Origin of the sequence: Actinomadura luteofluorescens, from assembly GCF_013409365.1 — a bacterium.
Classification (GTDB): Bacteria; Actinomycetota; Actinomycetes; order Streptosporangiales; family Streptosporangiaceae; genus Spirillospora; species Spirillospora luteofluorescens.
Genome location: NZ_JACCBA010000001.1, coordinates 7,720,891 through 7,745,832, shown reverse-complemented (window position 1 = coordinate 7,745,832; position 24,942 = coordinate 7,720,891). Strand labels below are relative to the sequence as shown.

24 protein-coding genes are annotated in these 24,942 nt (G+C 73.9%); 15 read left to right on the top strand and 9 right to left on the bottom strand.

Features of this window, described 5'->3' with window-relative positions; all coding sequences use genetic code 11:
• The first annotated feature begins 3 nt into the window (after positions 1 to 3).
• Together BJY14_RS35900 and BJY14_RS35895 are read left to right on the top strand one after the other, a co-directional pair.
• A complete protein-coding gene (locus BJY14_RS35900) occupies positions 4 to 2,286 on the top strand; it encodes an FdhF/YdeP family oxidoreductase (RefSeq protein ID WP_179847668.1) in 2,283 nt (760 codons plus the stop codon).
• Positions 2,287 to 2,339: 53 nt separating this feature from the next.
• Positions 2,340 to 2,969, top strand: a complete 630-nt coding sequence (locus tag BJY14_RS35895; protein ID WP_246396232.1) for a DUF1707 SHOCT-like domain-containing protein — start codon at positions 2,340 to 2,342, stop codon at positions 2,967 to 2,969.
• On the opposite strand, the gene BJY14_RS35890 is transcribed toward BJY14_RS35895, so the two are convergent.
• Positions 2,966 to 3,658: a TetR/AcrR family transcriptional regulator gene (locus tag BJY14_RS35890; RefSeq protein WP_179847667.1), complete on the bottom strand. Its 693-nt coding sequence runs from the start codon at positions 3,656 to 3,658 to the stop codon at positions 2,966 to 2,968. The two genes, BJY14_RS35895 and BJY14_RS35890, sit on opposite strands and share 4 nt — an antisense overlap.
• A 125-nt stretch (positions 3,659 to 3,783) precedes the next feature.
• Here BJY14_RS35890 and BJY14_RS35885 point away from each other — a divergent pair, with 125 nt between their 5' ends.
• Complete coding sequence (locus BJY14_RS35885) at positions 3,784 to 4,797, top strand: alcohol dehydrogenase catalytic domain-containing protein (RefSeq protein ID WP_179847666.1); 1,014 nt, start codon at positions 3,784 to 3,786, stop codon at positions 4,795 to 4,797.
• Here the strand turns inward: BJY14_RS35885 and BJY14_RS35880 are convergent.
• Together BJY14_RS35880 and BJY14_RS35875 are read right to left on the bottom strand one after the other, a co-directional pair.
• Positions 4,784 to 6,193 carry an amidase gene (locus BJY14_RS35880; RefSeq protein ID WP_179847665.1) on the bottom strand — a complete coding sequence of 470 codons (1,410 nt, stop codon included), beginning with the start codon at positions 6,191 to 6,193 and terminating at the stop codon, positions 4,784 to 4,786. The two genes, BJY14_RS35885 and BJY14_RS35880, sit on opposite strands and share 14 nt — an antisense overlap.
• 2 nt (positions 6,194 to 6,195) lie before the next feature.
• Positions 6,196 to 7,209: a D-2-hydroxyacid dehydrogenase gene (locus BJY14_RS35875; protein WP_179847664.1), complete on the bottom strand. Its 1,014-nt coding sequence runs from the start codon at positions 7,207 to 7,209 to the stop codon at positions 6,196 to 6,198.
• Positions 7,210 to 7,515: 306 nt separating this feature from the next.
• Between BJY14_RS35875 and BJY14_RS35870 the strand changes: the two genes are divergently transcribed.
• The 5 genes from BJY14_RS35870 to BJY14_RS35850 all read left to right on the top strand — a co-directional run bounded on the left by BJY14_RS35870 (position 7,516) and on the right by BJY14_RS35850 (position 11,613).
• The gene (locus tag BJY14_RS35870) at positions 7,516 to 7,998 is read left to right on the top strand and encodes a DUF3830 family protein (protein ID WP_218907397.1); all 483 of its coding nucleotides are present in this window, start codon (positions 7,516 to 7,518) and stop codon (positions 7,996 to 7,998) included.
• A gap of 16 nt (positions 7,999 to 8,014) precedes the next feature.
• Positions 8,015 to 8,776 carry a maleate cis-trans isomerase family protein gene (locus BJY14_RS35865; protein ID WP_179847662.1) on the top strand — a complete coding sequence of 254 codons (762 nt, stop codon included), beginning with the start codon at positions 8,015 to 8,017 and terminating at the stop codon, positions 8,774 to 8,776.
• A 35-nt stretch (positions 8,777 to 8,811) separates the two neighbouring features.
• Positions 8,812 to 9,585 (top strand): maleate cis-trans isomerase family protein, encoded by a 774-nt coding sequence (locus BJY14_RS35860; RefSeq protein WP_179847661.1) that lies wholly within the window; start codon positions 8,812 to 8,814, stop codon positions 9,583 to 9,585.
• A gap of 21 nt (positions 9,586 to 9,606) precedes the next feature.
• On the top strand, positions 9,607 to 10,266 hold the full coding sequence (locus BJY14_RS35855) for a GntR family transcriptional regulator (RefSeq protein WP_179847660.1): 660 nt from the start codon (positions 9,607 to 9,609) through the stop codon (positions 10,264 to 10,266).
• A gap of 93 nt (positions 10,267 to 10,359) precedes the next feature.
• The gene (locus BJY14_RS35850) at positions 10,360 to 11,613 is read left to right on the top strand and encodes an aspartate aminotransferase family protein (RefSeq protein WP_179847659.1); all 1,254 of its coding nucleotides are present in this window, start codon (positions 10,360 to 10,362) and stop codon (positions 11,611 to 11,613) included.
• 45 nt (positions 11,614 to 11,658) lie between these two features.
• Here the strand turns inward: BJY14_RS35850 and BJY14_RS35845 are convergent, their stop codons facing one another.
• The gene (locus tag BJY14_RS35845; RefSeq protein WP_179847658.1) at positions 11,659 to 11,808 is read right to left on the bottom strand and encodes a hypothetical protein; all 150 of its coding nucleotides are present in this window, start codon (positions 11,806 to 11,808) and stop codon (positions 11,659 to 11,661) included.
• On the bottom strand, positions 11,805 to 12,098 hold the full coding sequence (locus tag BJY14_RS35840; protein WP_179847657.1) for a hypothetical protein: 294 nt from the start codon (positions 12,096 to 12,098) through the stop codon (positions 11,805 to 11,807). The genes BJY14_RS35845 and BJY14_RS35840 overlap by 4 nt, the downstream gene beginning before the upstream one ends.
• Positions 12,099 to 12,179: 81 nt before the next feature.
• Here BJY14_RS35840 and BJY14_RS47495 point away from each other — a divergent pair, with 81 nt between their 5' ends.
• Together BJY14_RS47495 and BJY14_RS35830 are read left to right on the top strand one after the other, a co-directional pair.
• The gene (locus BJY14_RS47495) at positions 12,180 to 12,848 is read left to right on the top strand and encodes a TetR/AcrR family transcriptional regulator (protein ID WP_179847656.1); all 669 of its coding nucleotides are present in this window, start codon (positions 12,180 to 12,182) and stop codon (positions 12,846 to 12,848) included.
• Positions 12,849 to 12,895: 47 nt separating this feature from the next.
• Positions 12,896 to 14,035, top strand: coding sequence for an acyl-CoA dehydrogenase family protein (locus tag BJY14_RS35830; RefSeq protein WP_179847655.1), 1,140 nt, complete (start codon positions 12,896 to 12,898; stop codon positions 14,033 to 14,035).
• A 48-nt stretch (positions 14,036 to 14,083) separates the two neighbouring features.
• On the opposite strand, the gene BJY14_RS35825 is transcribed toward BJY14_RS35830, so the two are convergent.
• On the bottom strand, positions 14,084 to 14,941 hold the full coding sequence (locus BJY14_RS35825; protein ID WP_179847654.1) for an esterase/lipase family protein: 858 nt from the start codon (positions 14,939 to 14,941) through the stop codon (positions 14,084 to 14,086).
• Positions 14,942 to 15,290: 349 nt separating this feature from the next.
• Between BJY14_RS35825 and BJY14_RS35820 the strand changes: the two genes are divergently transcribed.
• From BJY14_RS35820 to BJY14_RS35805, 4 genes are all read left to right on the top strand, one after another.
• A complete protein-coding gene (locus tag BJY14_RS35820; RefSeq protein ID WP_179847653.1) occupies positions 15,291 to 15,983 on the top strand; it encodes a hypothetical protein in 693 nt (230 codons plus the stop codon).
• Between the two features lie 219 nt (positions 15,984 to 16,202).
• A complete protein-coding gene (locus BJY14_RS35815) occupies positions 16,203 to 17,036 on the top strand; it encodes an alpha/beta fold hydrolase (RefSeq protein WP_179847652.1) in 834 nt (277 codons plus the stop codon).
• A 191-nt stretch (positions 17,037 to 17,227) separates the two neighbouring features.
• Positions 17,228 to 17,389, top strand: coding sequence for a hypothetical protein (locus tag BJY14_RS35810; protein ID WP_179847651.1), 162 nt, complete (start codon positions 17,228 to 17,230; stop codon positions 17,387 to 17,389).
• Between the two features lie 305 nt (positions 17,390 to 17,694).
• The gene (locus BJY14_RS35805; protein WP_179847650.1) at positions 17,695 to 17,835 is read left to right on the top strand and encodes a hypothetical protein; all 141 of its coding nucleotides are present in this window, start codon (positions 17,695 to 17,697) and stop codon (positions 17,833 to 17,835) included.
• A gap of 106 nt (positions 17,836 to 17,941) precedes the next feature.
• Here the strand turns inward: BJY14_RS35805 and BJY14_RS35800 are convergent, their stop codons facing one another.
• Together BJY14_RS35800 and BJY14_RS35795 are read right to left on the bottom strand one after the other, a co-directional pair.
• Positions 17,942 to 19,087, bottom strand: a complete 1,146-nt coding sequence (locus BJY14_RS35800) for a CaiB/BaiF CoA transferase family protein (protein ID WP_179847649.1) — start codon at positions 19,085 to 19,087, stop codon at positions 17,942 to 17,944.
• Positions 19,088 to 19,161: 74 nt separating this feature from the next.
• Positions 19,162 to 20,649 (bottom strand): hypothetical protein, encoded by a 1,488-nt coding sequence (locus tag BJY14_RS35795; protein ID WP_218905737.1) that lies wholly within the window; start codon positions 20,647 to 20,649, stop codon positions 19,162 to 19,164.
• A gap of 375 nt (positions 20,650 to 21,024) precedes the next feature.
• Here BJY14_RS35795 and BJY14_RS46885 point away from each other — a divergent pair, with 375 nt between their 5' ends.
• Complete coding sequence (locus BJY14_RS46885) at positions 21,025 to 22,752, top strand: serine/threonine-protein kinase (protein WP_179847647.1); 1,728 nt, start codon at positions 21,025 to 21,027, stop codon at positions 22,750 to 22,752.
• Positions 22,753 to 22,773: 21 nt separating this feature from the next.
• Here BJY14_RS46885 and BJY14_RS35785 read toward each other — a convergent pair whose 3' ends face one another.
• Positions 22,774 to 24,810: a fibronectin type III domain-containing protein gene (locus tag BJY14_RS35785; RefSeq protein ID WP_179847646.1), complete on the bottom strand. Its 2,037-nt coding sequence runs from the start codon at positions 24,808 to 24,810 to the stop codon at positions 22,774 to 22,776.
• Positions 24,811 to 24,942 lie beyond the last annotated feature (132 nt).

The following is a 24,942-nucleotide window of genomic DNA, read 5'->3' as shown; positions in this document are numbered from 1 at the left end:
CCTATGACGCGCAAGCCGCCCGCCGGTGACTTCGACGACTCCGGTCTGGAGGTCTCGAAGCCGAAGCAGTGGGCGGCGGGCGTTCCCGGGGTGACGGCCGCGCTGCGTCACTCCCAGGCGGAGATGGGCGTGCGGCGGACGGCGCTGACGCTGCTGCGCGTCAACCAGAAGCAGGGCTTCGACTGCCCGGGGTGCGCCTGGCCGGAGGGCGACCACCGGCACACCGCCGAGTTCTGCGAGAACGGCGCGAAGGCCGTCGCGGAGGAGGCGACCCTGCGGCGCGTCACCCGGGAGTTCTTCGCCGAGCACGGCGTCGAGGAGCTGGCCGGGAGGTCCGACCACTGGCTCGGGCAGCAGGGGCGGCTGACCGAGCCGATGGTGAAGCGCGCCGGGTCCGGGCACTACGAGCCGGTGTCGTGGGACGAGGCGTTCGGCCTGCTGGCGACCGAACTGAACGCCCTGGACTCGCCGGACGAGGCCGTCTTCTACACCTCCGGGCGGACGAGCAACGAGGCCGCGTTCGCCTACCAGCTGTTCGCGCGGGCGTTCGGGACGAACAACATGCCCGACTGCAGCAACATGTGCCACGAGTCCTCCGGCTCCGCGCTGAGCGAGACGATCGGCATCGGCAAGGGCTCGGTGCTGCTGGAGGACCTCTACCAGGCCGACCTCGTCTTCGTCGTCGGCCAGAACCCCGGGACGAACCACCCCCGGATGCTGTCGGCGCTGGAGCGGGCGAAGCGGGAGGGCGCCCGCGTCATCGCCGTCAACCCACTGCCCGAGGCGGGGCTGATGCGGTTCAAGAACCCGCAGCGCGCCTCCGGGATGGCCGGGCGGGGCACGGTGCTCGCCGACCGGTTCCTGCAGATCCGGCTGAACGGCGACCTCGCGCTGTTCCAGGCGCTCAACCGGATGCTGCTGGAGTCGGACGCGCCCGGCGCCCTCGACCGGGAGTTCCTCGACGCCCACGCGCACGGCTTCGAGGCGTTCCGCGAGCACGCCCTGCGCCTGGACTGGGACGACGTCCTGGAGGCGACCGGCCTCACCCGCGCGGAGATCGCCGCGACGCTGGGCGACGTCCTCGCCGCCGAGCGGATCGTCGTCTGCTGGGCGATGGGCCTCACCCAGCACCGCAACTCCGTGCCGACGATCCGCGAGATCGTCAACTTCCTGCTGCTGCGCGGCAACATCGGCCGGCCCGGCGCGGGCGTCTGCCCCGTCCGCGGCCACTCCAACGTGCAGGGCGACCGGACGATGGGCATCTGGGAGCGGCCGAAGCCCGCCTTCCTGGACGCCCTCGCCGCCGAGTTCGGGTTCGAGCCGCCCCGCGAGCACGGCCTGGACACCGTCGAGGCGATCCGCGCCATGCGCGACGGAAGGGCCAGGGTGTTCCTCGGGATGGGCGGCAACTTCGTCCGCGCCACCCCCGACTCCGCCGTGACGGAGGCGGCCCTGCGCGGCTGCCGGCTGACGGCGCAGGTGTCGACCAAGCTCAACCGGTCGCACGCGGTGACCGGGGAGGTGGCGCTGATCCTCCCGACGCTCGGCCGCACCGAGCGGGACGTGCGGGAGACGGGGCCGCAGATCGTCTCCGTCGAGGACTCGATGGGCATGGTGCACGCCTCCCGCGGCCGCCTCGCCCCCGCGTCGGAGCACCTGCTGCCGGAGGTGTCGATCGTCTGCCGGCTCGCCAGGGCCGCGCTGCCCGGCTCGGGCATCGACTGGGAGGCGATGGAGCGCGACTACGACGTGATCCGCGACCACGTCTCCCGGGTCGTCCCCGGCTTCGAGGACTTCAACGCCCGCCTCCGCGAGCCCGGCGGCTTCACGCTCCCCCACGCGCCCCGCGACGAGCGCAGGTTCCCGACGGCGACCGGCAAGGCCAACCTCACGGTGAACGAGCTGGAGGTCCTGCGGGTCCCCGAGGGGCGGCTGCTGCTGCAGACCGTCCGCAGCCACGACCAGTACAACACCACCGTCTACGGCCTGGACGACCGCTACCGGGGCATCAAGGCGGGACGCCGCGTCGTGCTCGTCAACCCCGCCGACCTGGCCCGCCTCGGCGTCGCCGACGGCGCGACCGTCGACCTCGTCTCGGAGTGGCCGGACGGCGCCGAGCGCCGCGCCACCGCCTTCCGCGCCGTCTCCTACCCGACCGCGCCCGGCTGCGCGGCGGCCTACTTCCCGGAGACCAACGTCCTGGTCCCGCTCGACAGCACCGCCGAGATCAGCAACACCCCCACGTCCAAGTCCGTCGTCGTCCGCCTGGAGCCGCCCCGGCCCTGATTCCACGGCGGATCGGGCATGCGGGGCGGGCGGCGTCCGTCTAGGCTTCGGGCATGACGAACCTCCCCGAGCATCCCGGGACGCCCGGAGCGCCGGAGATGCGGGCCGGCGACGCCGACCGCGAGCGGGTCGCGCAGGTGCTGCGGGACGCGGCCGGCGAGGGGCGGCTGACGCTGGACGAGCTCGACGAGCGGCTGGACGCGGTGTACGCGGCCAAGACCTACGCGGAGCTCGAGCCGATCACCCGCGACCTGCCCTCGCCGGGCCGGGCGGCGCCCCCGGCGACCGGGGCGGACTGGCGGCCGGTGCACGGCGCGCCGTCCTGGCGGAGCGGCATCGGGATCATGAGCGGGTTCCGCCGCGCGGGCGTGTGGAACGTCCCCCGCCGGTTCCGGGCGTTCGCCTTCTGGGGCGGCGGAAGGATCGATCTGCGGGAGGCCCGGTTCGAGGAGGGCCAGGTCGTGATCCGGGCGCTCGCGATCATGGGCGGGTTCGAGATCATCGTGCCGGACGACATCACCGTGCACGTCAACGGGCTCGGGATCATGGGCGGGTTCGACCAGCGGGCCAGCGGGCCCGGCGTGCCCGGCTCCCCCACGGTCGTGGTGAAGGGCCTGGCGTTCTGGGGCGGCGTCGGCGTGAAGCGCCGCCGGCGCCCCGGTAACAGGACCCCGCGGCCCTAGCCGGCCAGGCGGTCCAGCCACTCGCCGAGCAGCGCCGCCTCCGAGGCGGTCAGCCCGGCCGGCGGGGCGGAGCCCAGGGCCGCCTTCAGCGCCACCGCGCGGGCCGCGAGCGGCGTGCCGGCCGGATCGCCGCCCTCCGAGGTCACGGCGGCGAGGACGGCCTCCCGCGTGCGGACCGACGCCTCCCGGTCGGCGGCCGCGCCGGACGGGCTCGCGATCAGCGTGAGGGCCGTCCCGACCCCGGCGGCGTGGATCATGCGGGCGGCGGTGGCGACCGGGACGCGGAGCCGCCCCGCGCCGGCGACGGCCTCGACCAGGCCCAGCAGGATGCCGTACGCCTCGCCGGCGGCGGCCGGAGTGCGCGGCGTCCCGTACATCAGCGTGTAGAACGCGGGATGGGTGACGGCGTACTCGAGGTGCAGGTCCCAGCCGCGGCGCAGGTCCTCGACCGGGTCGCCGGTGCCGCCCTGCGCCCGCTTGCTCGCCAGGTACTCCTCGAAACCGCGGGCGGCGACGGCGTCGAACAGGCCGCGCTTGTCGCCGAAGTGGTGGTAGAGCGTCGGCGCCCCGACGCCGGCGGCGGTGCACACGGCCCGCGTCGAGACCGGCTCGCCGCCGGCCTCGGTGAGCAGCCGCGAGGCGGCGCGCAGGATGCGGTCGCGGGTGTCGGGGTCCTTCTGAGCGGTCACAACAACGATGTTACAGAAATTTTCCGAGCAACGCTATGCTCGTACCTATAGCGTGAGTACAGTCATTGATATACCGATGCTACGAACGGCCCGCCGGCCGTCACGACACGAGAGGGGGCGCCGCCATGCGCAGCGCCGTGCTCACCGCCCCGGGCGGACCGCTGGAGATCGTCGAACGCGACGAGCCGAGGCCCGGCCCCGGCGAGATCCTGGTGCGGGTCACCGCCTGCGGGATGTGCTTCTCCGAGGTCAACCACCTGCGGGGCCACTACCCGTTCGGAACCTTCCCCGTCGTCCCCGGGCACGAGATCAGCGGCGTCGTCGCGGCGCTCGGCGAGGGCGTCGACTGGCCCGAGGTCGGCACCCCGGTCGGCGCCGCCTGGCTGTACGGGTCCTGCGGCCACTGCGACCAGTGCGCCCGCGGCGACCAGATCCTGTGCACGGGCGCGCCCAAGCAGGTCACCGGCGTCAACCGCGACGGCGGGTACACCGAGTACTTCGTCGGCCGCGCCGGGTTCGCCACCCCGCTGCCGGACGGCCTGGACCCGGTCGCCGGCGCGCCGCTGATGTGCGCCGGGCTCACCGCGTTCAACGGTCTCCGGCAGGCCGGGGCCGCCGCCGGGTCCAGGGTGGCCGTGCTCGGCACCGGCGGCGTCGGGACGATGGCCCAGCGGTTCGCCGCCGCGATGGGCGCCCGCGTCGCCGTGGTGTCGCGGTCGCGCCGCGCCGAGAAGGAGGCGCTCGCGCTCGGCGCGGAACTGTTCGTCGCGACCGACGAGCGGGACCCTGCCGAGGCGCTGCGGGCGTGGGGCGGCGCCGACCTCGTCGTCAACGCCGCGCCCGACACCGCGACCGGGCTCGCCGCGTTCGGCGGCCTGCGCCCGGACGGCACCCTGCTCTACCTCGGCATGGGCGCCGAGAACGTGAGCGTGCCGCCGATGGCCCTGGTCAGCGGCCGGCTGCGGGTGCTGGGCGTGCCGTCGGGCTCCCCGCACGACCTGCGCGACACCCTCGCGTTCGCGGTCGCGCACGGGATCGTCCCCGAGGTCACCCCGGTCACGCTGGACGAGGCCCCGGGCGTCCTCGCCGCGATGGACGAGGGCACCCACCGGGGCCGCGCCGTCATCACCTTCCCGTGAACCGCCTCCACGGCCGCGCCCGCTCGTAGGCGGCGCACGCGGCCATCACCAGGGCGTCGGCGTGCCGGGCGCCGACGACCTGGAGGCCGACGGGCAGGCCGCGGGAGGTGAAGCCGCACGGCAGGCTCGCCGCCGGCTGCTGGGTCATGTTGAACGGGTAGGTGAACGGGGTCCAGCCCGTCCAGCGCGGCGACGGCGAGCCCGGCGGGACCTCCAGGCCGGCCTCGAACGCGGCGATCGGGGTCGTCGGGGTGAGCAGCAGGTCGTAGCGCTCGTGGAACACGCCCATCATCCGCCCGAGCTCCATGCGGCGGGCCGTGGCCGTCAGGTAGTCCAGCGCCGAGTACCGCGCGCCCTGCTCGCAGATCTCCCGCAGGCCGGGATCGAGCAGCTCGCGCTCCCGCGGCGACAGGTGCTCGACGACCTTGGCGGCGCCCGCGAACCACAGCACCTCGAAATCCGCGACCGGATCCCCGAAGCCGGGGTCGACCTGCTCGACCTTCGCGCCGAGCTCGGCGAAGACCCCGGCGGCGGCCGCGACCGGCGCCGCGACCTCGGGATCGACCTCCGCGAACCCGAGGTCGGGGCTGAACGCGACGCGCAGGCCGGTCAGGTCGTCGCGCCCGTCGCCGGGGGCCCCGGCCTCGGCGAACGCGACGTCCGGCGGCGGCAGCGACGACCAGTCGCGGCCGTCGGCGCCGCAGACGGCGTCGAGCAGCAGCGCCGCGTCCGCCACCGTGTTGGTCATCGGACCGGTGTGCGCGAGCGTCCCGAACGGGCTCGCCGGGTAGTGCGGGATGCGGCCGTACGTCGGCTTGATCGTGAAGGTGCCGGTGAACGCGGCGGGGATGCGCACCGAGCCGCCGCCGTCGGTGCCGAGCGCGAGCGGCGCCATGCCCGCCGCCACCGCCGCCGCCGCGCCGCCGCTCGACCCGCCCGGCGTGCGGGAGGGATCCCACGGGTTGCGGGTGACGCCGGTCAGCGGGTTGTCGGTCACGCCCTTCCACGCGAACTCCGGCGTCGTCGTCTTGCCGACGAACACCGCGCCCTGCTCGCGCAGGCGGGCGACGGACGGCGCGTCCTCGTCCCACCGGCCGACGGGGTCGATCGTCCTGGAGCCGCGCAGCGTCGGCCAGCCGCGGGTGAGCAGGACGTCCTTGATGGAGACGGGCACGCCGTCCAGCGGCCCGAGCGTCGCGCCGCGCCGCCACCGCTCGGTCGCGGCCCGCGCCATGTCGAGGGTGGTCTCCTCGTCGAGGAGGCAGAACGCGTTGAGCTCCGGGTCGTCCCGCTCGATCCGGGCGAGGACGGCCCCGGCGGCCTCGGCCGGGGACAGCGTCCCCGCCCGGTACTCCGCGAGCAGTTCGGTCGCGGTCAGATCGGCCGCATCGGCCATGGCTACCCCCTCTGGTGTGTTGCCGCCCGCTCCGAGCCCACGTACCCGAGGCGCTTGTCCACGACGTTGCGCAGCGGGCGGCCGGAGACGTAGCGGCCGAGGTTGTCGGCGAACAGCCGGACCAGCTCGTCCCGCCAGCCGACGACGTCGCCGGACATGTGCGGGGACACGATGACGTTCGGCAGGTCCCACAGCGGCGAGGACGCCGGGAGCGGCTCGTCCTCGAAGACGTCGAGCGCGGCGCCCGCGATCCGCCCCGCGCGCAGCGCCTCGACGAGGTCGTCCTCGGCCACCAGGCCGCCGCGGCCGACGTTGACGAGCCGCGCGGACGGCCGCATCCGCTCCAGCGCCGCCGCGTCGATCATCTTCCGGGTCTGCGGGGTGAGGGGCGCGGCGAGCACGACGTAGTCGGCCTCGGCCAGCGCCTCGCCCAGCCGCTCCATGGGGTGCACGACGCCGAGGTCCGGGTCGGCGTCGCGGGCGGTGCGCCCGGCGCCGGAGACGGCCAGGCCCGCCGCCGACAGCCGGCGGCCGATCGCGCGGCCGATCGGGCCGGTGCCGACGACCAGCGCGCGGGAGCCGGTGACCCGCTCGGTCTCGCGGTGCCGCCAGCGCCGCTCGCCCTGGAGGCGGAGGGTGGTGTGCAGGTCCTTGGCGAAGGCGAGCACGAGGCCGAGGACGTACTCGGCGATCGGCTCGTCGAAGACGCCGCGCGAGTTGGTGACAATAGTGTCACTGTGAGTGAGGCCGGGGAACATGAGCCGGTCGACTCCGGCACTGGCGATGTGGACCCACCTCGGGCCGCCGGACTCCGGCCACGCGCCGGCCAGGGCGTCCGAGAGGAAGTCCCACATGAACAGGACGTCGGCGCCGGGAAGGGCCTTCGCCAGCTCTGTTTCACGCACGTAACGGATGCGCGCGAGGCCCTCCGCCTCCTCCATGCCGCGCGGATCGACGTCGCCCAGCAGGACCACCACGTCAGGCGGGCCACCGGATGCGGGCAGAGCAGGGTCCATCGGCGTCACTTCCGGGGTGTGCGGAGTTTACGAGAAGGCAACGGCGGGAGGCATTGACACGCTAGAAAGCGTTCGTAGGATTGTCAACAATCAACGCGGTGCACCGCGGCCCCGGCGCACCGCAATGGGACATGTGCTGCAAGACCGTCGCAACCGCTGCCCAGCAGGGCCAGGACGGATCCCAGAGCGCTCTAACAGCCCCCGTCCGGGGGTGTGGGGGGACGCCCCCCACGAACATGGAGAGTCCTTCGGGTGGCGACGCTCTCGCCCACCCCTGTCCACGGGGAGGTCAGCATGCCCAAGCTCATGACCATCACTCTGGAGCGCCGCGGCGTGTCGTGCGTCGCCGAACTTCTTGAGAAGGACGCGCCGCGGACCTGCGAGGCCGTCTGGAACGCTCTACCCCTCGGAGGCGAGGCGTACCACGCCAAGTACGCCCGCAACGAGGTCTACACGATGGTCCAGCGGTTCTCCGAGGAGGAGGTCGGCCTGGAGAACCCCACCGTCACCCCCATCCCGGGCGACGTCGTCTACTTCTCCTTCCCCGGCGGGATGCTCGACCGGAAGTTCAAGGAGGAGAAGAACATCCACGCGCTGCCCGGCGTCATCGACCTCGCGATCTTCTACGGCCGCAACAACCTGCTGCTGAACGGGGACGTCGGCTGGGTCCCCGGCAACGTCTACGCCACGATCGTCGACGGCCTCGACCGGATGGCCGAGGCGTGCAACGACGTGTGGCGGTCCGGCGGCGTCGGCGAGCGCCTCGTCTACGCGCGTGCAGAGTCCTAGAGTGACGGCCGCGCAGATGACATTCGACCCCTCCCTGGTCGTCGGCCCCGAGCTGCTCGCCCAGCACGGCATCGGGGTGGTCGCGCCGTTCGACTTCGCCCTCGACCGGGAGCTGTGGCGCTGGACGCCCGACGACGTGTCGCTGTTCATGACCCGGCTGCCGTACGTGCCGGTCCCGGTCACGGTGGAGATGGCCTCCGCCCTGTCGGACCAGTCGATCGTCCGGCAGGCGACCCGCGACGTCCTGGCGCCCGAGCCGCTCGCGGTCGCCTACGCGTGCGCTTCGGGCAGCTTCATCCGCGGCAAGGCGGGCGAGCTGCAACTGCACGAGTCGATGCTGCGGGCCGGCGCGCCGGTCTCGACGACGACCTCCGGCGCCCTGGTGGAGTCGCTGGGGCTGCTCGGCGCCCGGCGCATCGCGGTCGTCACGCCCTACATCGACGCCGTCACCGAGCGGCTCGTGTCGTTCCTCGGCGAGCACGGCATCGAGGTGGTCTCCTCGGTCGGGCTGGGGCTGCTCAGCCACATCTGGAAGGTCGGCTACGGCGAGATCGTGTCGGCCGTCTCGACGGTGGACTGCCCCGAGGCCGAGGCCGTCTTCATCAGCTGCACCAACGTCCCGACCTACGACATCATCGCCCCGCTGGAGCAGATGATCGGCAAGCCGGTGCTGACCGCCAACCAGGTGACGATGTGCTCGGCGCTGCGCGCCATGGGCCGTTCGGCGTCCGGTCCCGGGCAGTCCCTGGTCAGGCTCGCTCCCTTCACCGCGGCCTAGCCGCCATGATCCCCAAAGGTAGGATGGCCGACCACATGCCACAGAACGGGTTGCGCGCGGGGTTCCTCTACCCCGGCTTCAGCGCCGAGGACGACTACCCCGCCATCGAGCGCGCCCTGGGAGAGGTCAGCCTCCCGGTCGTGCACACCCTGATGCGCGAGGACGCCCACCGCGTCGACGCGCTGCTGGACATCGGCGGCGCCGACGTGCTCGGCGACGGCGCCCGCGCCCTCCGCGACCTCGGCGTGAAGGCCGCAGTGTGGGCGTGCACCAGCGGCAGCTTCGTGTTCGGCTGGGACGGCGCCGCGCAGCAGGTCGCGAGCGTCCGCGAGGCGGCGGGCGTGCCCGCCTCCAGCACCTCGTTCGCGTTCGTGCACGCGGCGCGGGCCCTCGGCGTGACCCGGGTCGCGGTCGCCGCGACCTATCCGGCCGACGTCGCCGAGCGGTTCGTCGCGTTCCTCGCCCACGCCGGCATCGAGGTGGTGGCGCTGTCCTGCCGGGGCATCGTCACCGCCGCCGAGGTCGGCACCCTCGGCCGCGACGAGGTGCTGAGCTTCGTGGCGGCCAACGACCATCCGGACGCCGAGGCGGTGCTGGTGCCCGACACCGCGCTGCACACGGTGTCCTGGCTCGACAAGCTGGAGGCGCGGGTCGGCAAGCCGGTGCTGACCGCCAACCAGGTGAGCGTCTGGGAGGGGCTGCGGCTCGCGTCCGGCCCCGAGGGGCTCCCGCCGCGCACCGGGCTGGGCCGGCTGTTCTCCGTCCCCGCCGCCGTCCTCCCGCACGGGCGACATGCCTGGCAGCCATGACAAGAAGACGAAAGGGAACCGATGGGCCGACTGGGTGAGCTTGAGCCTGTTCCCCGCAAGTCCACAGTGGAGATCGTGTCGGACGAGCTGCGTTCGGCGATCATGTACGGGTCGCTGGAGCCCGGCGCGCAGCTCGGCGAGGCCGAGCTCGCCGCGCGCCTCGGCATCAGCCGCGGACCGCTGCGCGAGGCCATGCAGCGGCTCGTCCAGGAGGGCCTGCTGGTCAGCGAGCCGCACCGCGGGCTGTTCGTGATCACCCTGGACGAGGGGGACGTCGAGGACGTCTACCTCGCCCGGCTCGCGATCGAGCGCGAGGCCTGCCGCCTGATCATGGACCGGAACCGGGGCGAGGCGGTGGCCCGGCTCACCGAGGCGCTGGAGGCGCTCGTGGCCGCCGCCCGCGAGCGCGACCGGGTCGCGATGAGCGACGCCGACCAGGCGTTCCACGAGGTGCTGGTCAGCTCGTCGGGCAGCCCGCGGCTGGAGCGGATGGCGCACACGCTGCTGGTGGAGACGCGCATGTGCCTGAACGCGCTGCAGGACACCTATCCCGAGCCCGCCGACCTCGTCGAGGAGCACCGGCGGCTCGTCGACGCGATCGGCGACGGGGAGGAGGAGCACCTGCTCACCCTGATCGAGGAGCACATGACCGACTCCATCCACCGCCTCCGCGAGTCGTAACTTCCGGCGCCGCCACACGGCGCGAGCCGCCCTGGACAACCGGCCCGGGGCCACCTACATTGCAGATTGTCGACAATCTACCGGAGGGACGCCATGGCGACGCTGTCTCCCCTGCTCAAGCAGGCCACCCCCGTCCTTGCCGAGCGCGGCGAGGGCGTCTACCTGTACGACGCCGAGGGCCGCCGGCACCTGGACTTCACCGCGGGCATCGGCGTCACCAACACCGGCCACTGCCACCCGCGCGTGGTCGAGGCCGCGCAGCGGCAGGTGGGCACGCTCATCCACGGCCAGTACACGACCGTCATGCACCGGCCGCTGCTGCGGCTGACCGAGGCGCTCGGCGAGGTGCTGCCGGCGGGCCTGGACTCGCTGTTCTTCCTCAACAGCGGCAGCGAGGCCGTCGAGGCGGCCATCCGGCTGGCGCGGCACGCCACCGGCCGGCAGAACATCGTCGTCTTCCACGGCTCCTTCCACGGCCGGACGATGGGCGCCGCCGCGCTCACCACGGCGGGCACGAAGTTCCGCGCCGGGATCGGCCCGCTGATGCCGGGCGCCGCGATCGCGCCGTTCCCGCAGGCCTACAGGTACGGGTGGTCGGAGGAGGAGGCCACGCGGTTCGCGCTGCGCGAGCTCGACTACCTGCTCGTCACCGCGAGCCCGGCGTCCGACACGGCCGCGTTCGTGGTCGAGCCCGTCCTCGGCGAGGGCGGCTACATCCCCGCGCCGCCCGCGTTCCTGGAGGGGCTGCGCGAGCGCGCCGACCGGCACGGCATCCTGCTGATCATGGACGAGGTGCAGACCGGGTTCGGGCGCACCGGCCGGTTCTGGGGCCACGAGCACTCCGACGCGCGCCCCGACGTCCTGATCACGGCCAAGGGACTGGCGAGCGGCTTCCCGCTGTCGGCGATCGCGGCGCCGGAGGCGCTGATGGCCAAGGCCCGCCCGGGATCGCAGGGCGGCACGTACGGGGGCAACGCCGTCTCGTGCGCCGCCGCGCTCGCCACCCTGCAGGTCATCGCCGACGAGGACCTGGTCGGCAACTCCGCGGTGCAGGGCGCGCGGCTGAACGACGGGCTCCGCAAGGTCGCCGCCGACCACCCGGCCATCGGCGACGTGCGGGGGCTCGGGCTGATGCAGGCCAGCGAGTTCACCACGCCGGACGGCGAACCCGACGCCGCCGCCGCGGCGCGGGCGCACGGGGCCGCCGCCGAGCGCGGGCTCCTGCTGCTGACCTGCGGCGCGTACGGCAACGTCGTCCGCATGATCCCGCCGCTGGTCGTCACCGGAGAGCAGATCGACGACGGGCTCGCCCTGTGGGCGGACGCCGTCACCGACGCCCTCGGCTAGTTCTCACAGTCCCGGCCCACTACGTGACCGCGCCTGGGCCCGTGGTCAGGGCGGGTCTTTGGGGCCGGTTCTGCGGTAGACGATCGTGAGGGTCACCACGACCGCGATGAGGGCCGCCAGGACGATCCCGCCCTTGATCAGCCGGTCCACCAGCAGGTCGATGATCACATCGGCGTCGTCGGCGGCGAGGGTCACCGGTCCCCTCCCGCCCGGCGGGGCCCGGTCCGGTGGTCCAGGTAGTGCAGGGCGCCGCGGGCGGCGAGCCGGCCGAGTTCGGACCGGCCGCCGCTCCGCCGCGCGCCCGGGCCGGGCGCCGGGCGGTCGGCCCAGGCGCGCAGGGCCGGTTCGACCAGGCCGCGGGCCCGGCCGAGCCGGCCGCGGCGCCTCAGCGTGATCGCCACGCTGAACACCGCGACGGCCAGCAGCGCGATCCCCGCGACGATGATCGCGAAGCGGATCAGCAGGATGTTCATCACCTCGTCCATGTCGGCCTTCCCCCTCCGTCGGGCTTCTTTGGCACGGTCGTGCCAAAAAAGACTGTAGCACGGACGTGCTATAAAAGAGCGGTGCCGAAGATCGTCGATCCCGAGGCCCGCCGCCGCGAGGTGGCCGAGGCCGTGTTCCGCGTCGTGCTCCGGGACGGCCTGGAGCAGGCCTCGCTGCGCACCGTCGCCGCCGAGGCGGGCCTGGCGATCGGGTCCGTCCGGCACTACTTCGGCGGCCAGGCCGACATCATGATCTTCGCGATGCGCACGCTCGCCGAGCGGGCCGGCGAGCGGCTGCGGCAGCGCGCCGGCCGCCTCGCGGTGCCCGACCCCGCCGCGCCGCCCGCCGAGCACGCGGCGGCGATGGAGGCCCTGTTCGCCGAGCTGCTGCCGCTGGACGCCGAGCGCCGCGAGGAGGCCGAGGTGTGGCTGGCCTTCACCGTCGGCGCCCGCACCCGGCCCGAGCTGCGCCCGCTGGCCCGGGAGATGCACGACGACCTGCGCTCGATCGCGGCGCGGGTCCTGCGGGCGGCCCGCAGCGCCGGGGCGCTGCGCCCGGAGCTGGACATCGAGGTGGAGGCCGCGCGGGTGCACGCGCTGGTGGACGGTCTGACCTCGCACGCCGTCCTGCGGCCCGAGGACACGGACCCGGCGGAGCTGCGGGCCGTGCTGCGCCGGCACGTCAGCGAGCTGTCCGGCGTCCCCGCGGCCGACCTGCCCGCGCCGCCCGTCCCGCGCGCCGGGGAGTGACGCGCCGCCTGCTAGATTCCGAACCTCGTTCTACCCGAGGAGGCGCGTTGGACCCCTGGCAGACCCCGGAGCGCGCGGCGCTGCGGGCCCTGGTCCGCGACTTCACCGCGCGGGAGATCGCGCCGTTCCTCGCCGGCTGGGAGGACGCGGGCGAGCTGCCCCGCTCGCTGCACGTCCGGGCCGCCGAGGCGGGGCTGCTCGGGGCCGGGTTCCCGGAGGAGGCCGGCGGGTCCGGCGGGGAGCTGTTCGACGCGCTGATCGTCGCCGAGGAGATCATCCAGTCCGGCGGTTCGGGCGGCGTGGTCGCCTCCCTGTTCACGCACGGGATCGCGCTCCCCCACATCATCGCCTCCGGGGACGCGGCGCTGATCGACCGGTTCGCGCGGCCGGCGCTCGCCGGCGAGCTGATCGGCGCGCTCGGCGTCACCGAGCCCGGCACCGGGTCGGACGTCGCGGGCATCCGCACCACCGCCGTCCGCGACGGCGGGCACTACGTCGTCGACGGCGCCAAGATGTTCATCACCTCGGGCGTGCGGGCCGACTTCGTCACCACGGCGGTGCGGACGGGCGGGCCCGGCTTCGACGGCATCTCCCTGCTGGTCGTGGAGAAGGGCGCCCCCGGGTTCACCGTGTCGCGGCCGCTGCGCAAGATGGGCTGGCTCTGCTCCGACACCGCCGAGCTGGCGTTCGACGGCGTCCGCGTCCCGGCGGAGAACCTGGTCGGCGCCGAGAACAGCGGATTCGTGCAGATCGTCCAGAACTTCGTGACCGAGCGGCTCTCCCTGGCCGTCCAGGCCTACGCGACGGCGCAGCGCTGCCTGGACCTCACCCTGGCCTGGGTCCGGGACCGGGAGACGTTCGGGCGCCCGCTGGCCTCCCGGCAGCTCGTCCGGCACAAGATCGTCGAGATGGCGCGGCGGACCGACGTCGCCCGCGCCTACACCCGCGCGGTCGCCGAACGGCACGCCGCCGGGGAGGACGTCCTCACCGAGACCGCCTACGCCAAGAACACCGCCGTCCTCGCCTGCGAGCACGTCGTGCACGAGGCCGTCCAGCTGCACGGCGGGATGGGCTACATGCGCGAGTCGGAGGTGGAGCGCCACTACCGCGACGCCCGCATCCTCGGCATCGGCGGCGGCACCAACGAGATCATGAACGAGATCGCCGCCAAGCGCCTCGGACTGTGAGGCCGGCGGCGCCCGGCGGTGAAGGCCGCCGGGCGCCGCCGTTCCGGGTCAGCCGAGGGGGTTCGCGCAGTCGATGGGCCAGTACGGGCCCCAGATGTCGAGCGAGTTCAGCACGAACTTGATCATCACCGGGTCGAAGGCGATGCCGACGTGCGCGTTGGTGTCGTTCGCGCACTTGTCCTGGAGCAGGACGTTCTGCGCGTTGGAGCCGTTGAGGAACTCCGAGGTGTAGGGCGTGACGACCTCGTCGTACCTGGTGGACAGCACGATGTAGGTCGGGCCGGGCACGGTGTCGCCGCCCTCGTTCAGCTTCTTCAGGAAGTCCGAGCCGACGATCTGCTGGCCCGCGGCCGGCGCGGCCTTCACGACCTCCTGGGTGATGCCGAGCAGGGTGCCCAGCTCCACCAGCCCGGACATGTTGGTCCCGTGGTTGGACGGCACGATGCCGACCAGCCTGTTCACCTTCGCGGCGCCGCCGAGGAACTTCATGTAGTACCGCGGCATCATGCCACCCTGCGAGTGCCCGACGATGTCGACCTTGGACGCCCCGGTGGAGGCCGTGACCCTGTCGACGAACGCCGCCAGCTCACCGGCCGAGGTCGGGATGTCGCCGATCCCCTGGATGGGGCCGTCCTTCGGGCCGCCGTAGTTGAGGGCGTAGACGCAGTACCCGGCCTTCTTCAGCGCCGGGGAGAGCTTCTGCCAGTTGAACGCCATGTTCTCGAACGTGCCGTGCACGAGCACCACGGGACGGGGGTGGACGAACGAGGGCTTGCAGTTCCAGTCGTTCGCCCCCTGAGGACTCGTCTCGGCGTGCGCGGCGGGCGCGACCGTCCCGGCCAGGCCGAGCGCGGCGGGGACCGCGGCGGCGACGACCGCCCACGAGCGGAGTCGTTTGAAACGCATGGGCATCTCCCTAATGCGGGCACGACGAAAAAGGCCGTCGTCGGGCCTTCGCGGTCGCCGTGTTGATCGGGGTGGAAGTGCCCACAAAGTACGACCGGGTTCCGGCGCAGTCTTGTCGGATGACCGCCGGTTACCGCGCGGGAATTGTCAGCCGATTCACAATCGCCCCGGCGGACGGGGGCGTGGCCTGCGGCCTCATGCGCGGGTGAGCCCGCCGACGAGCGCGCGCAGGCCGTCGAGGTAGGTGTCCCGCGCGGTCAGCTCCTCCCACCGGCCCCGGCAGTCGCTCCGGTTCCCCAACCGGGGCAACTGAGGACAGGGGTTTCGTCATGCGGATAGGGTCCGATTCATGTCCGAGCAGACCAGGCCGGGAGCCGACGCCGTGGTCGCCGACCTCGAACGCCGACCGCCCCGCAAGGTCAGGCTGGGCGGGCTGGAGTTGCTGCTCGGCGTGCCATTGATGGTCTTCGCGGCGGTGGTCCTGGTCGGCGGCACCTTCTACCTGCTGGTCTACGCGATCTCCGGGCCGTCGGTGCCCGGCCTGATCAACCAGGGGGACGCCGAGGGGCCCGCCCCCGTCGGGGAGCGCCTCCAGGCGGCGGCATACGGCGTCCCGTTCCTGGCGATCCTGGCCTACCTAACCTGGCGGGCCGCCCGGGCGCGCCTGAGCACGCCCAAGGTCGCGATCGACTCCCGGGGTGTATGGCTGCTGATCGGCGGACGGATCGCGCAGGGTTTGGAATGGGCCCAGATCGCCGCGGTCAACCTGGTCGGTCCCGGAGGAGCCACCACCATCCCGCCGACGGCCGCGGTCCCGCCGCTGGTGGAGGTCTTCCCCGTCGAGCGGATTCGCGACAGGAAACCCCCGAAGAGCTCACTCCCGCATGCCGAGGGCCACCTCGGCGGCCGGGTGATCGACGCGCCACCCGCCGCGCCGGGTCTGACCGGCAAGCGCTACGTCCTGGAACTCGCCACTCCCGCACTCGACGACCTGGCGACGGCCATCGACCACTTCGCCGCGCACCGCCGCCTCCCTCAGTAGCCCTCCCGCCTGGGACGTGCCGGGCGGCCCCGGACGCCTGATGATCTTTCGCATCCGCCTCGCATCCGGGATGGCAGCCGCAGCCGCTGGGTTCGCGCAGTGGCGCGAGGTGCTGGTTGGCGATGTCCCAGCGTTCACGCGGCCCGTCGTTGCCGTAGGCGCTGCCATGCCTGGTGCTGCGTCCCGGTTCAGGTGGCCCAGCAGGGGAAGAGGAAATGGATGAACGTGTGGCCCCTCCGGCACGGCTGTCGCAGCACGCTCGGGGAGGTGCGATGGGACCGGCTGGGGGACCCGGCCGCCCCGCCCCTCGTCCTGCTGCACGGCACCCCCTTCTCCTCTTTCATCTGGCGTGACATCGCCCCCGCCCTGGCCGTGCGCAGGTCGGTGTACGTCTTCGACATGCCCGGCTACGGCGCCTCGTCGGCGACCGAGCACCAGGACCTGTCTCTGGACGCGCTGGCGGGAGTCCTCACCGAGCTCCTGGACCACTGGGCCCTGACCCGCCCGGACGTGGTCGCGCACGACTCGGGCGGCGCGGTCGCGTTGGGCGCGCTCGTGGACCGCGGTGTTCCGTACCGGAGCCTGGCCCTGGTGGACGCGGTCTCGCTGCCGCCGTGGGGCAGCGAGTACTTCGCGCTGGTGGGCGAGCACACCGACGTGTTCCGGCGGCTGCCGGGGCCGCTGCACCGCGCCATGCTCCGCGAGTACGTCGCCACGGCGAGCTCTCCCGGCCTGCGCCGGGACGTCCTGGACGCCCTGACGGCTCCGTGCCTCGGCGGCGAAGGGCAGGCGGCCTTCTACCGGCAACTCGCCCAGCGCCGCCCCGACCAGACCTACGTCGACCGCATCCGGGGTGGCTACTCCGCCATCGACGTGCCCGTGCTGGTGTGCTGGGGCGCCGACGACCGCTGGGTGCCCGCCGAACGCGGCCGCGAACTCGCCGCCCTCGTCCCCGGCGCGGACCTGCGCGTCATCGACCGGGCCGGGCACCTGCTGCCGGAGGACCGCCCCGCCGAGCTCACCGCCGCCCTGCTGGAGTTCCTCGCGGCGTAGCGGGTGTCAGCCCGGCGAACGCGTTCCCGCTCACCCGGCGACATCTTCTCCGGCGCGGGCGCGTGTGATGCCGATCATGATCGGCCCTTCCCTGCTCAGAACAAGTCCCTCCCGACTCCGGGGGAGCTACGGTCTTCCTTGCCCGCGGCACCAAAGCCGTGGGTCCAGTGTTGGAACAAAGGAGGATCGATATGTCGGATTTCGACAATGCTCGCAAGGCTGCGGAGCTGGAGGCCAAGGTGACCGGAGAGCCCGCGGTGCGGGTCGTCACGACGGACTCCGGCCGCGTCTCGGCCGTCACCCGCAATCCCGACGGGACCGGCGGGACCGAGGTCCTGGACCCCGGGCACTGACAACGACTCCAGGTCCGTGAGCGCACCTAGAGCTTGAACTCATGATTCACCGGTCCGCAGGTTGAGGCCCCCTCGATCTGCGGACCGGCCCTTTCCAAAGCCTGGGAGCCGAGGACCGTCGAACCCGGTTGCGAGCGCCCGGCTCAGCGGCGTCGGTGACCTTGGCCTCCGCGACGACCAAAGTCGTGATCGCTGTAGACCTTGGCTGATATCGCCCCGGCATCCGAGGCCGACATACTTGTCTCATGTGGGGATTCCTCGGTGTAATCGTCATGATCCAGGGCTTTGGCTCGGCAATCGCCACGATGTTCAGTGACGACGCGAAGTTCGGGTTCCTGCTGAAGTGGGCGCACGAGTACCAGCCGTTCATCGGCATCGCGACCGGCCTCCTCGGGATCGGGGTGCTCGTCCTGGGCGAGCGCAGCAAGAGTTCGAACGGCGGCTGATGGCGAGAGCCGGATCCCAGCGAGACGGACGGCGCCAGGACCACACCGCTGGTTTCTCGCGGCAGCAACCACAACTGTGCTGCCGACCACGGCCACCGGGGTCCGGTCAGGCCTGGGCCACGGCGCCTTCCTTCAGGAGGGCCTCGACGTCGTCGAAGCCCAGCTCGTCCAGGACGGCCCTGGTCTGGCCTCCGGGGAGGACGGGGACGCCGTCGGTCTCGGCCGGGGTCCGGGAGAAGCGGGGGGCCGGGGCGGGCTGGCGGTGGCCGGCGAGGTCGGGGAAGACCTCGCGGGAGGTGTTGTAGGGGTGCTCGGCGGCCTCGGTCATCGACAGGACGGGGGCCACGCAGGCGTCGCTGGGGACGAAGACCTCCGCCCACTCGTCGCGCGTCCTCGTGCGGAAGGCGGCGGCGAAGCGGTCGCGCATCGCGGGCCACCGGTCGCGGTCGTACTGGGCGGGGAGGTCCTCCCCGTCGAGGCCGAGCCGGCGGAGGAACTCGGCGTAGAACTGCGGCTCGATGGCGCCGACGGCCATGTGGCGGCCGTCGGAGGTCTCGTAGACGTCGTACCAGGGGGCGCCGGTGTCGAGCATGTTGACGCCGCGGCGGTCCTCCCAGATGCCGCCCGCGAGGAAGCCGTGGATGAAGGTGGAGAGGTGGGCGGTGCCGTCCACGATGGCGGCGTCGACGACCTGGCCGCGCCCGCTCGCCCGCGATTCGAGCAGGGCCGCGAGGACGCCGGTGACGAGGTACATGCTGCCGCCCGCGAAGTCGCCGAGCAGGTTCATCGGCACCTGCGGCGGGCCGCCCGCGCGGCCGATCGCGTGCAGGGCGCCGGTGATCGCGATGTAGCCGACGTCGTGGCCCGCGGTGTGCGCCAGCGGCCCCTCCTGCCCCCAGCCGGTCATCCGCCCGTAGACCAGGCGGGGGTTGCGGGCCAGGCAGTCGTCCGGGCCGATGCCGAGGCGCTCGGTGACGCCGGGGCGGAACCCCTCGAGCAGGACGTCGGACCTCTCCACCAGGCGCAGGACGACCTCCCTGCCGCGCTCGCTCTTGAGGTCGATGGCGATCGACCGCTTGCCGCGGTTGGTGAAGTCGGTGCCGCCGGTGCTCTCGCCGTCCCGGACGGCGGAGGCGCGGTCGACGCGGATCACGTCGGCGCCGAGGTCGGCCAGCAGCATCGCCGCGAACGGCCCCGGCCCGATCCCGGCCAGCTCGATCACCCGCACTCCGGAGAGCGGCCCGTTGCCCATCTGCGACTCCCTGAATCTCGTTCGGTCCCCTCCAGTGTGCCCGATCCGAGTAAGCGGATGCTGACCGGCCCGCCCTAACGGGCGGTGAGGGTCACGGGCGCGCCGGGGGTGCCGCCGGCGACGAGGAGGCGGTCGCGCGTCACCGGGCGCCGGACCCCCTCGGCGTGCGGGACGAGACCGCGTCCCGCCGCGGCCAGGTAGTACCAGCCGTCCGAGGGGGCGCGCCACCATGTCCCGCTGACCGGGCGCCCGACGTCGCAGGCGCCCGTGGCCAGGTTCTGCGCACCGAGCAGGGTCGCGAAGGCGGCGGCGCCGCCGTCGGCGTACGCCAGCCGGGTGCAGGTCCAGTCGGCGCGCTTCCCGCCGTGCGGCAGCGTCCCCGACCAGAAGTCGAACGCCGTCGCCGCGGAGACGGGCCGGGAGGGCGCGGGCACCGCGCAGGCCAGTTTCTTCCAGAACGACCGGGCGGACCGGCCGAGCACGGCGGGACGGTCGGGGCCGCCGGGGCGGCGGTCCGGCCCGCGGTAGCCGAGGACGGCGGCGCGCGGGCCGCCGAGGTCGCCGACCGTCCGCGGGCCGAGGTGGAAGAGCGGGCCGCGGCCGCAGCCGGTGCCGGGGCGGACGGGCGCCGTCACGCCGCCGGACGTGGCGAGCCGCCCCCCGGCGAAGGTCTCCGGCCGGACGTCCCAGGGCGCGAGGAGGTAGCGGCCGCCGCCGAGGGCGATCGGCGCGGAGGGATCGGCGCCGATCGCGGCGACGTCGAGGCGGCCGGAGGCGTAGCGGGCCAGGCGCCCGCCGCTGCGCATCACGGCGAGGGGCGCGCCGTCCACCTGGCCGGCGTACAGGAGCTGCGCGACGCCGCTCTCGGGGCGGCGTGCCTCGGGCGCGGCCGCCCACGCGGCGGCGGCGCGGCGGCCGAACGCCCGGTCGCCGGCGAGTTCGCCGCGCGCGGGCCAGACGTCGAGGGAGCGGGCGCCGCGGGTCCACGCGTCCGGCGCGGCCGCGACGAGGCCGAGACCGCGGGCGGACGCCTCGCGCGCGCCCTCCCGCTCGGTCAGCAGCAGCGCACCGACCAGCGCGGCGGTGAGGAAGACCGCGGCCGCCAGCGGGAGCACCGAGCGGGTCCGGACGGGGCGCAGCAGCTCAGGCTCGAAGCGGTCGGCGCGGCGCGGCTCGGGCACCTCGACGGCCTCGGCGGCGCGGATCACCGGCCAGGGGTCGCGCACCCGGAGCTCGATCAGCTGGTCGCGGACGGCGTAGCGGGGCATCCCTTCCACGTTGCGCAGGACGTAGGCGACGCGGACGTGGGGGTCGAGCCTGGACAGCGCCGCGGTCAGCGCCGGGTCGGGCAGCCGGGCGGGCAGCGCGCGCAGCCACGGGCCGAGGCCGATCTGCAGGCGGCGGGACGGGCGCAGTGCCCGGCGCAGCACGCGGGTGCGGCGCCGGGCGTGCCCGGCGGCGGAGCGGTCGCGGGTGCCGCGCGCGGTGGAGTCGACGATCCGGCGGGCGATCGCCAGCCGGTAGACGCGCTTTCCCCGTCCCGGCAGAACGAAATACGCCATCCGGACGAGCTCGCCATAAGCCGATTCGGCCGGCGGTGTTTCGTTGTACGGATTCGTCATGACATCGTCCGTCACGGCCGGCCACTCCCTCTGGGGCAGTTCCTTCGTCGCGAAACCCGAGGTTAGGACGGAGTGGGCCGGCACTGGAGCGCAATTGGCACAACGATTAACCGGGCGAATGGAAATGTCATCTCATTTCCGTACGAGGTGCCGGGGGTCGTTCGGTCCGGGCTTTCCCGGCGAGAGCAGCCACGCCCGTTTCCTCCCCGTACTACGCTGTTGCCCCCGGGAACCGGCCCGGGCCGCACCGCATCGAATGACCGCGCCCCGCCGCGCCCCGGACGAGACGAGCGACCGAGAGGGAACCCCCGACCCATGACCGAGGACGTTCCGGGCTACCGGGTGCTGGAGCAGGTCGGCGAGGGCGGCTTCAGCGTCGTCTACCGCGCCCACCAGGAGCGCCTGGACCGGATGGTCGCGCTGAAGGTCCTGTCGATCAGCGCGGTCGACGACGCGGCGATGCGGCGGTTCCAGCGCGAGTGCAAGATCACCGGGCGGCTCTCCGGGCATCCGAACATCGTGACCGTGCTCGACACCGGCACCACCCGGTCCGGGCGCCCCTACATCGTGATGGAGTACTTCGAGCACGGCGCGCTCACCGACCGGCTCAAGCGGGAGGGGCCGCTGCCGCTCGCCGAGGTGCTGCGGATCGGGGTGAAGATGGCGGGCGCGCTCGCCGCCACCCACGAGACCGACGTCCTGCACCGGGACGTCAAGCCGCAGAACGTGCTGCTTTCGCGGTACGGGGAGCCCGCGCTCGCCGACTTCGGCATCGCCCGCCTGGTGGACAGCTTCGACGCCACCCACACGCAGGCGTTCACCCCGCACCACGCCGCCCCCGAGGTGCTGGAGGGCAGGCCGCCGGGCATCGGGTCCGACCTCTACTCGCTCGGCTCGACGCTCTACCAGCTGCTGGCTGGGCGGCCCGCGTTCAAGGGGCCGCCCCGCGAGGGCATCGCGCCGCTGATGCTGCGGATCCTGAACGACCCGCCGCCGCCCTTCCCCCGCCCCGACGTCCCGCGCCAGGTCACCGACCTCATCGTGCGGTCGATGGCCAAGACGCCCGACGAGCGGTTCGCCAGCGCCGTGGAGTTCGCGCAGGCGCTCCAGCGCGTGCAGTCCGAGCTGGGGCTGCCGGTGACGGACGTGGCGCACAGCGGCCTCGGCGCTCCGGCGGTGCCCGACTCCGGCCGCCTCTCGTTCCCCGACACCTCCGCCGCGCCGCCGGCGCCCACTCAGGCGCAGTCCCTGCCCACCGTCGCGCCGCCGGCTCCGGCTCCGCTTCCGGCGCCCGTCGCCTTGCCCAACCCGCCGCCGTCGCCGTGGGCGCCGAACGCCCTGCCGTCGCAGACCCCGGACGCGCTCCTCCCCCAGGACGGCCCGCGGCCCGCCCCCGAGGCCGCCTGGCCCCCGGTCCCGGCGCCCCAGGCGGGCGACCGACCGGTGAGCGGCTCCTCCACGACACCGCACACGGCACCGCACATGCCGCCGCACACGACGTCGCACGAGAGCCCGCACCACACCACCTGGGACCAGCCGCAGGACGGGCCCCGCCGGGGCCTGATCGTCGTGGCCGGGATCGTGCTCGCGGGCGGGCTGGCACTCGGCGTCGGCGCGCTCGCGCTGTCCGGCGGCGACGGCAAGGGCGGGACGACCGCGGCATCGACGCCGCCGTCCCAGACCGTCCCGCAGGGGCAGGCCACCCAGACCCCGCAGCAGCCGATCCCGGGCTCGCAGCTCGCGGCGACCCGCCCGCGCAAGGTGGTCGCCCGGCAGGTCGGCCGGACGGCGGCGCTGCTCTGGACGCTGCCGCCCGCCGCACGCGGGCTGCCGCTCCTCGTCCAGCAGCAGCCCGCCGGGACCCAGCCGATCGTTTCGGTGAAGGCGGGATCGCAGTCGGCGACCATGCCGGGCCTGCGGCCGAACACGACCCACTGCTTCAAGGTCGGCGCGGTGCTGCGCCTCAACCAGGGCCAGGCGCCGGACGTGGCGTGGTCGGCGCCCGCCTGCGTCGGCAAGGCGAAGAAGCGCACCACGCCGTGACGCCCGCGGACGGGCCGCCGGTCAGGGCTCGCACGTCCAGACCGCCGGCCCCGCGGGGCTCCTCCAGTCGCCCGGCGTGTCGACCAGGTACCCGATGAGGTAGCCGGTCTTGCCGCTCCACGTGATCTTGGCGTACATGTCGCCGGCGAGGTTGGAGTCTTTCGGGTGCTTGTAGTAGGCGCCCTTCACCTGGCAGTGCACGACGACGAGCGTGCCGTTGTTGTCGGTCATGGTGGCGATGGTCGTGCCGCTGTTGGCGTCGGCGGTGGCCCGGATGTAGGCGTTGGAGTTCCCGTTGCGTTCCACCGGGTACGTGGTCGCGGGGCCGGTGAGCCTGGCGTCGAGAGTCGCGGCGGCGCCCGTGCCGGCGCCGTTCACGGCGGCGACGGTGAAGGTGTAGGGCCCGTTCGTCCACACGTCCCCGAGCGTCGCGGTCATGGCCGAGCCCGTCGCGGCGGGCACCGTCCGGGTCCCCCTGACCGGGCCGTCCCAGCCGATGCGGTAGGTGGACGCGCCGGGCGGGGCCGTCCATGAGACCTTTGTCCCGGACGCGGTGGCCTGCGCCTGGAGGCCGGTCGGCGCGCCGGGCGTCACGCAGGGGCGGGCGGGATCGCTGGGCGCCGACACCTGCTCGCGAGTCCGTCCGCCGCCGTCCCGGTAGCGGACGGCGACGCGGAAGCGGTACTCGCGGGCGCAGTCCCCGCCGGTGATCGTGAACGTGAAGGGCCCGGCGCCGGGCGCGATCGCGGGCGGGCTCGCCGCGAGGCCGGACGGGACGTCCTTCAGCGCGTACCCGATGACGCCTTCGCCCTCCGAGGGCTGGAAGTCGATCCGCATCGTGCCCGCCCCCGGCGTGACCGACACGTTCAGCGGCGCGCCGGGCGGCGCGTCCGGAGGCTGGCGGCGGGGGTCGCGCGGGGCGGTCCGCGGCGCCGGGGCGCCGCTGCCGCCGGGCTGCGGGAGGGCGCGGCGGACGGGGCCGCCCGCGACCTTGTCCCGGTACTTGTCGATGCCCTTGCGCGCGCCCTGCCCGTCGATCACGACGGCGTGCGGGCCGGCCGGGTCGTTCGCCCACAGCAGGCCGTCGCGGACGAAGACGTCCAGCCTGGCGGGCCGCCCGCTGACCGGGACCGGCGCCTCGAACCGGTTGCCGGCCGAGTCGTAGACGAGCAGGGCCCCGGCCGTCTCGTCGGGGATGTAGACCTTGTGCCCGAGCATCTGCGGCGGCCGGTACCGGTGCTTCGGCACGGCGAGCCGCGTGCTGGAGTACCGCCCGGTGTCGGTGTCGACCGTCACCAGCGACCCGGCGCCGGGCACCAGCAGCGGGACGGTCTTGCCGTCGGTGGCGGGCGGGGCGAGTACGCCGCCGCGGCCCGCCTGCCGGACGGTCGCGGGCAGCGCGACCGTCAGGCGCGTCCCGGACGGCCTGACGACCGTGGCGGTGGCGGCCGTGGAGTTCACGACGACCGGGTCGCCCGCGGCCATGGTGAGCGCGAGGTCGTCCCCCGGCCCGCCGACGCGGACCGGCGGCTGCGCGCGGCCGTCGGCGAACGCCGTGACCTGCCCGTCCCGCGACACGGGCACCCACAGGGCGCCCCGCGCGTCGATGCCCGCCTGCCCGAGGACGGGCGAGAGGGAGGCGGGCGCGCCGACCGGCGTCAGGGCGACCGGGTCGATCTGCTGGAGGACGCCCTTGACGGAGTCGACCGTGTAGGCCCTCCCGGCGCCCGCGAGGACCTGGAGGCCGCGGCCGAGCGGGCGGCTCGCGCCGACGTCCAGCTGGGAGGGGTCGAGCCGGCTGACGACGCCGGTGGCCTGGTCGACGATCAGCACGGTCGCGCCGTCCTGAATGATCTTGATGTCGTGGCCGCGCATCTGCGGGGGCACGCCGGTCTTGCCGTCCACCTTGGCCGCGGGCCCGTTGACGTGCACGACGAGGCCCCTGCTCCCCGCGGCGAGCCAGGCGCCGACGTCGGCGATCCGGTACTTGGCGCTCGCGACGCCCACCCCGTAGACGACCGCGGCGATGACGAGCACGCCGGTGAGCCCGACGGCCACCTGCCCCGTCAGCCGATCACGCCGAAAGAAAACGCCCAGGCCCGCCATGTCCTGAAATCTCCCACCCGTTTCGCCGGGGACACCGTAGCCGCTCGCGTCCCACCGGCGCCGGAGATCCCCGGAAACGGCGGT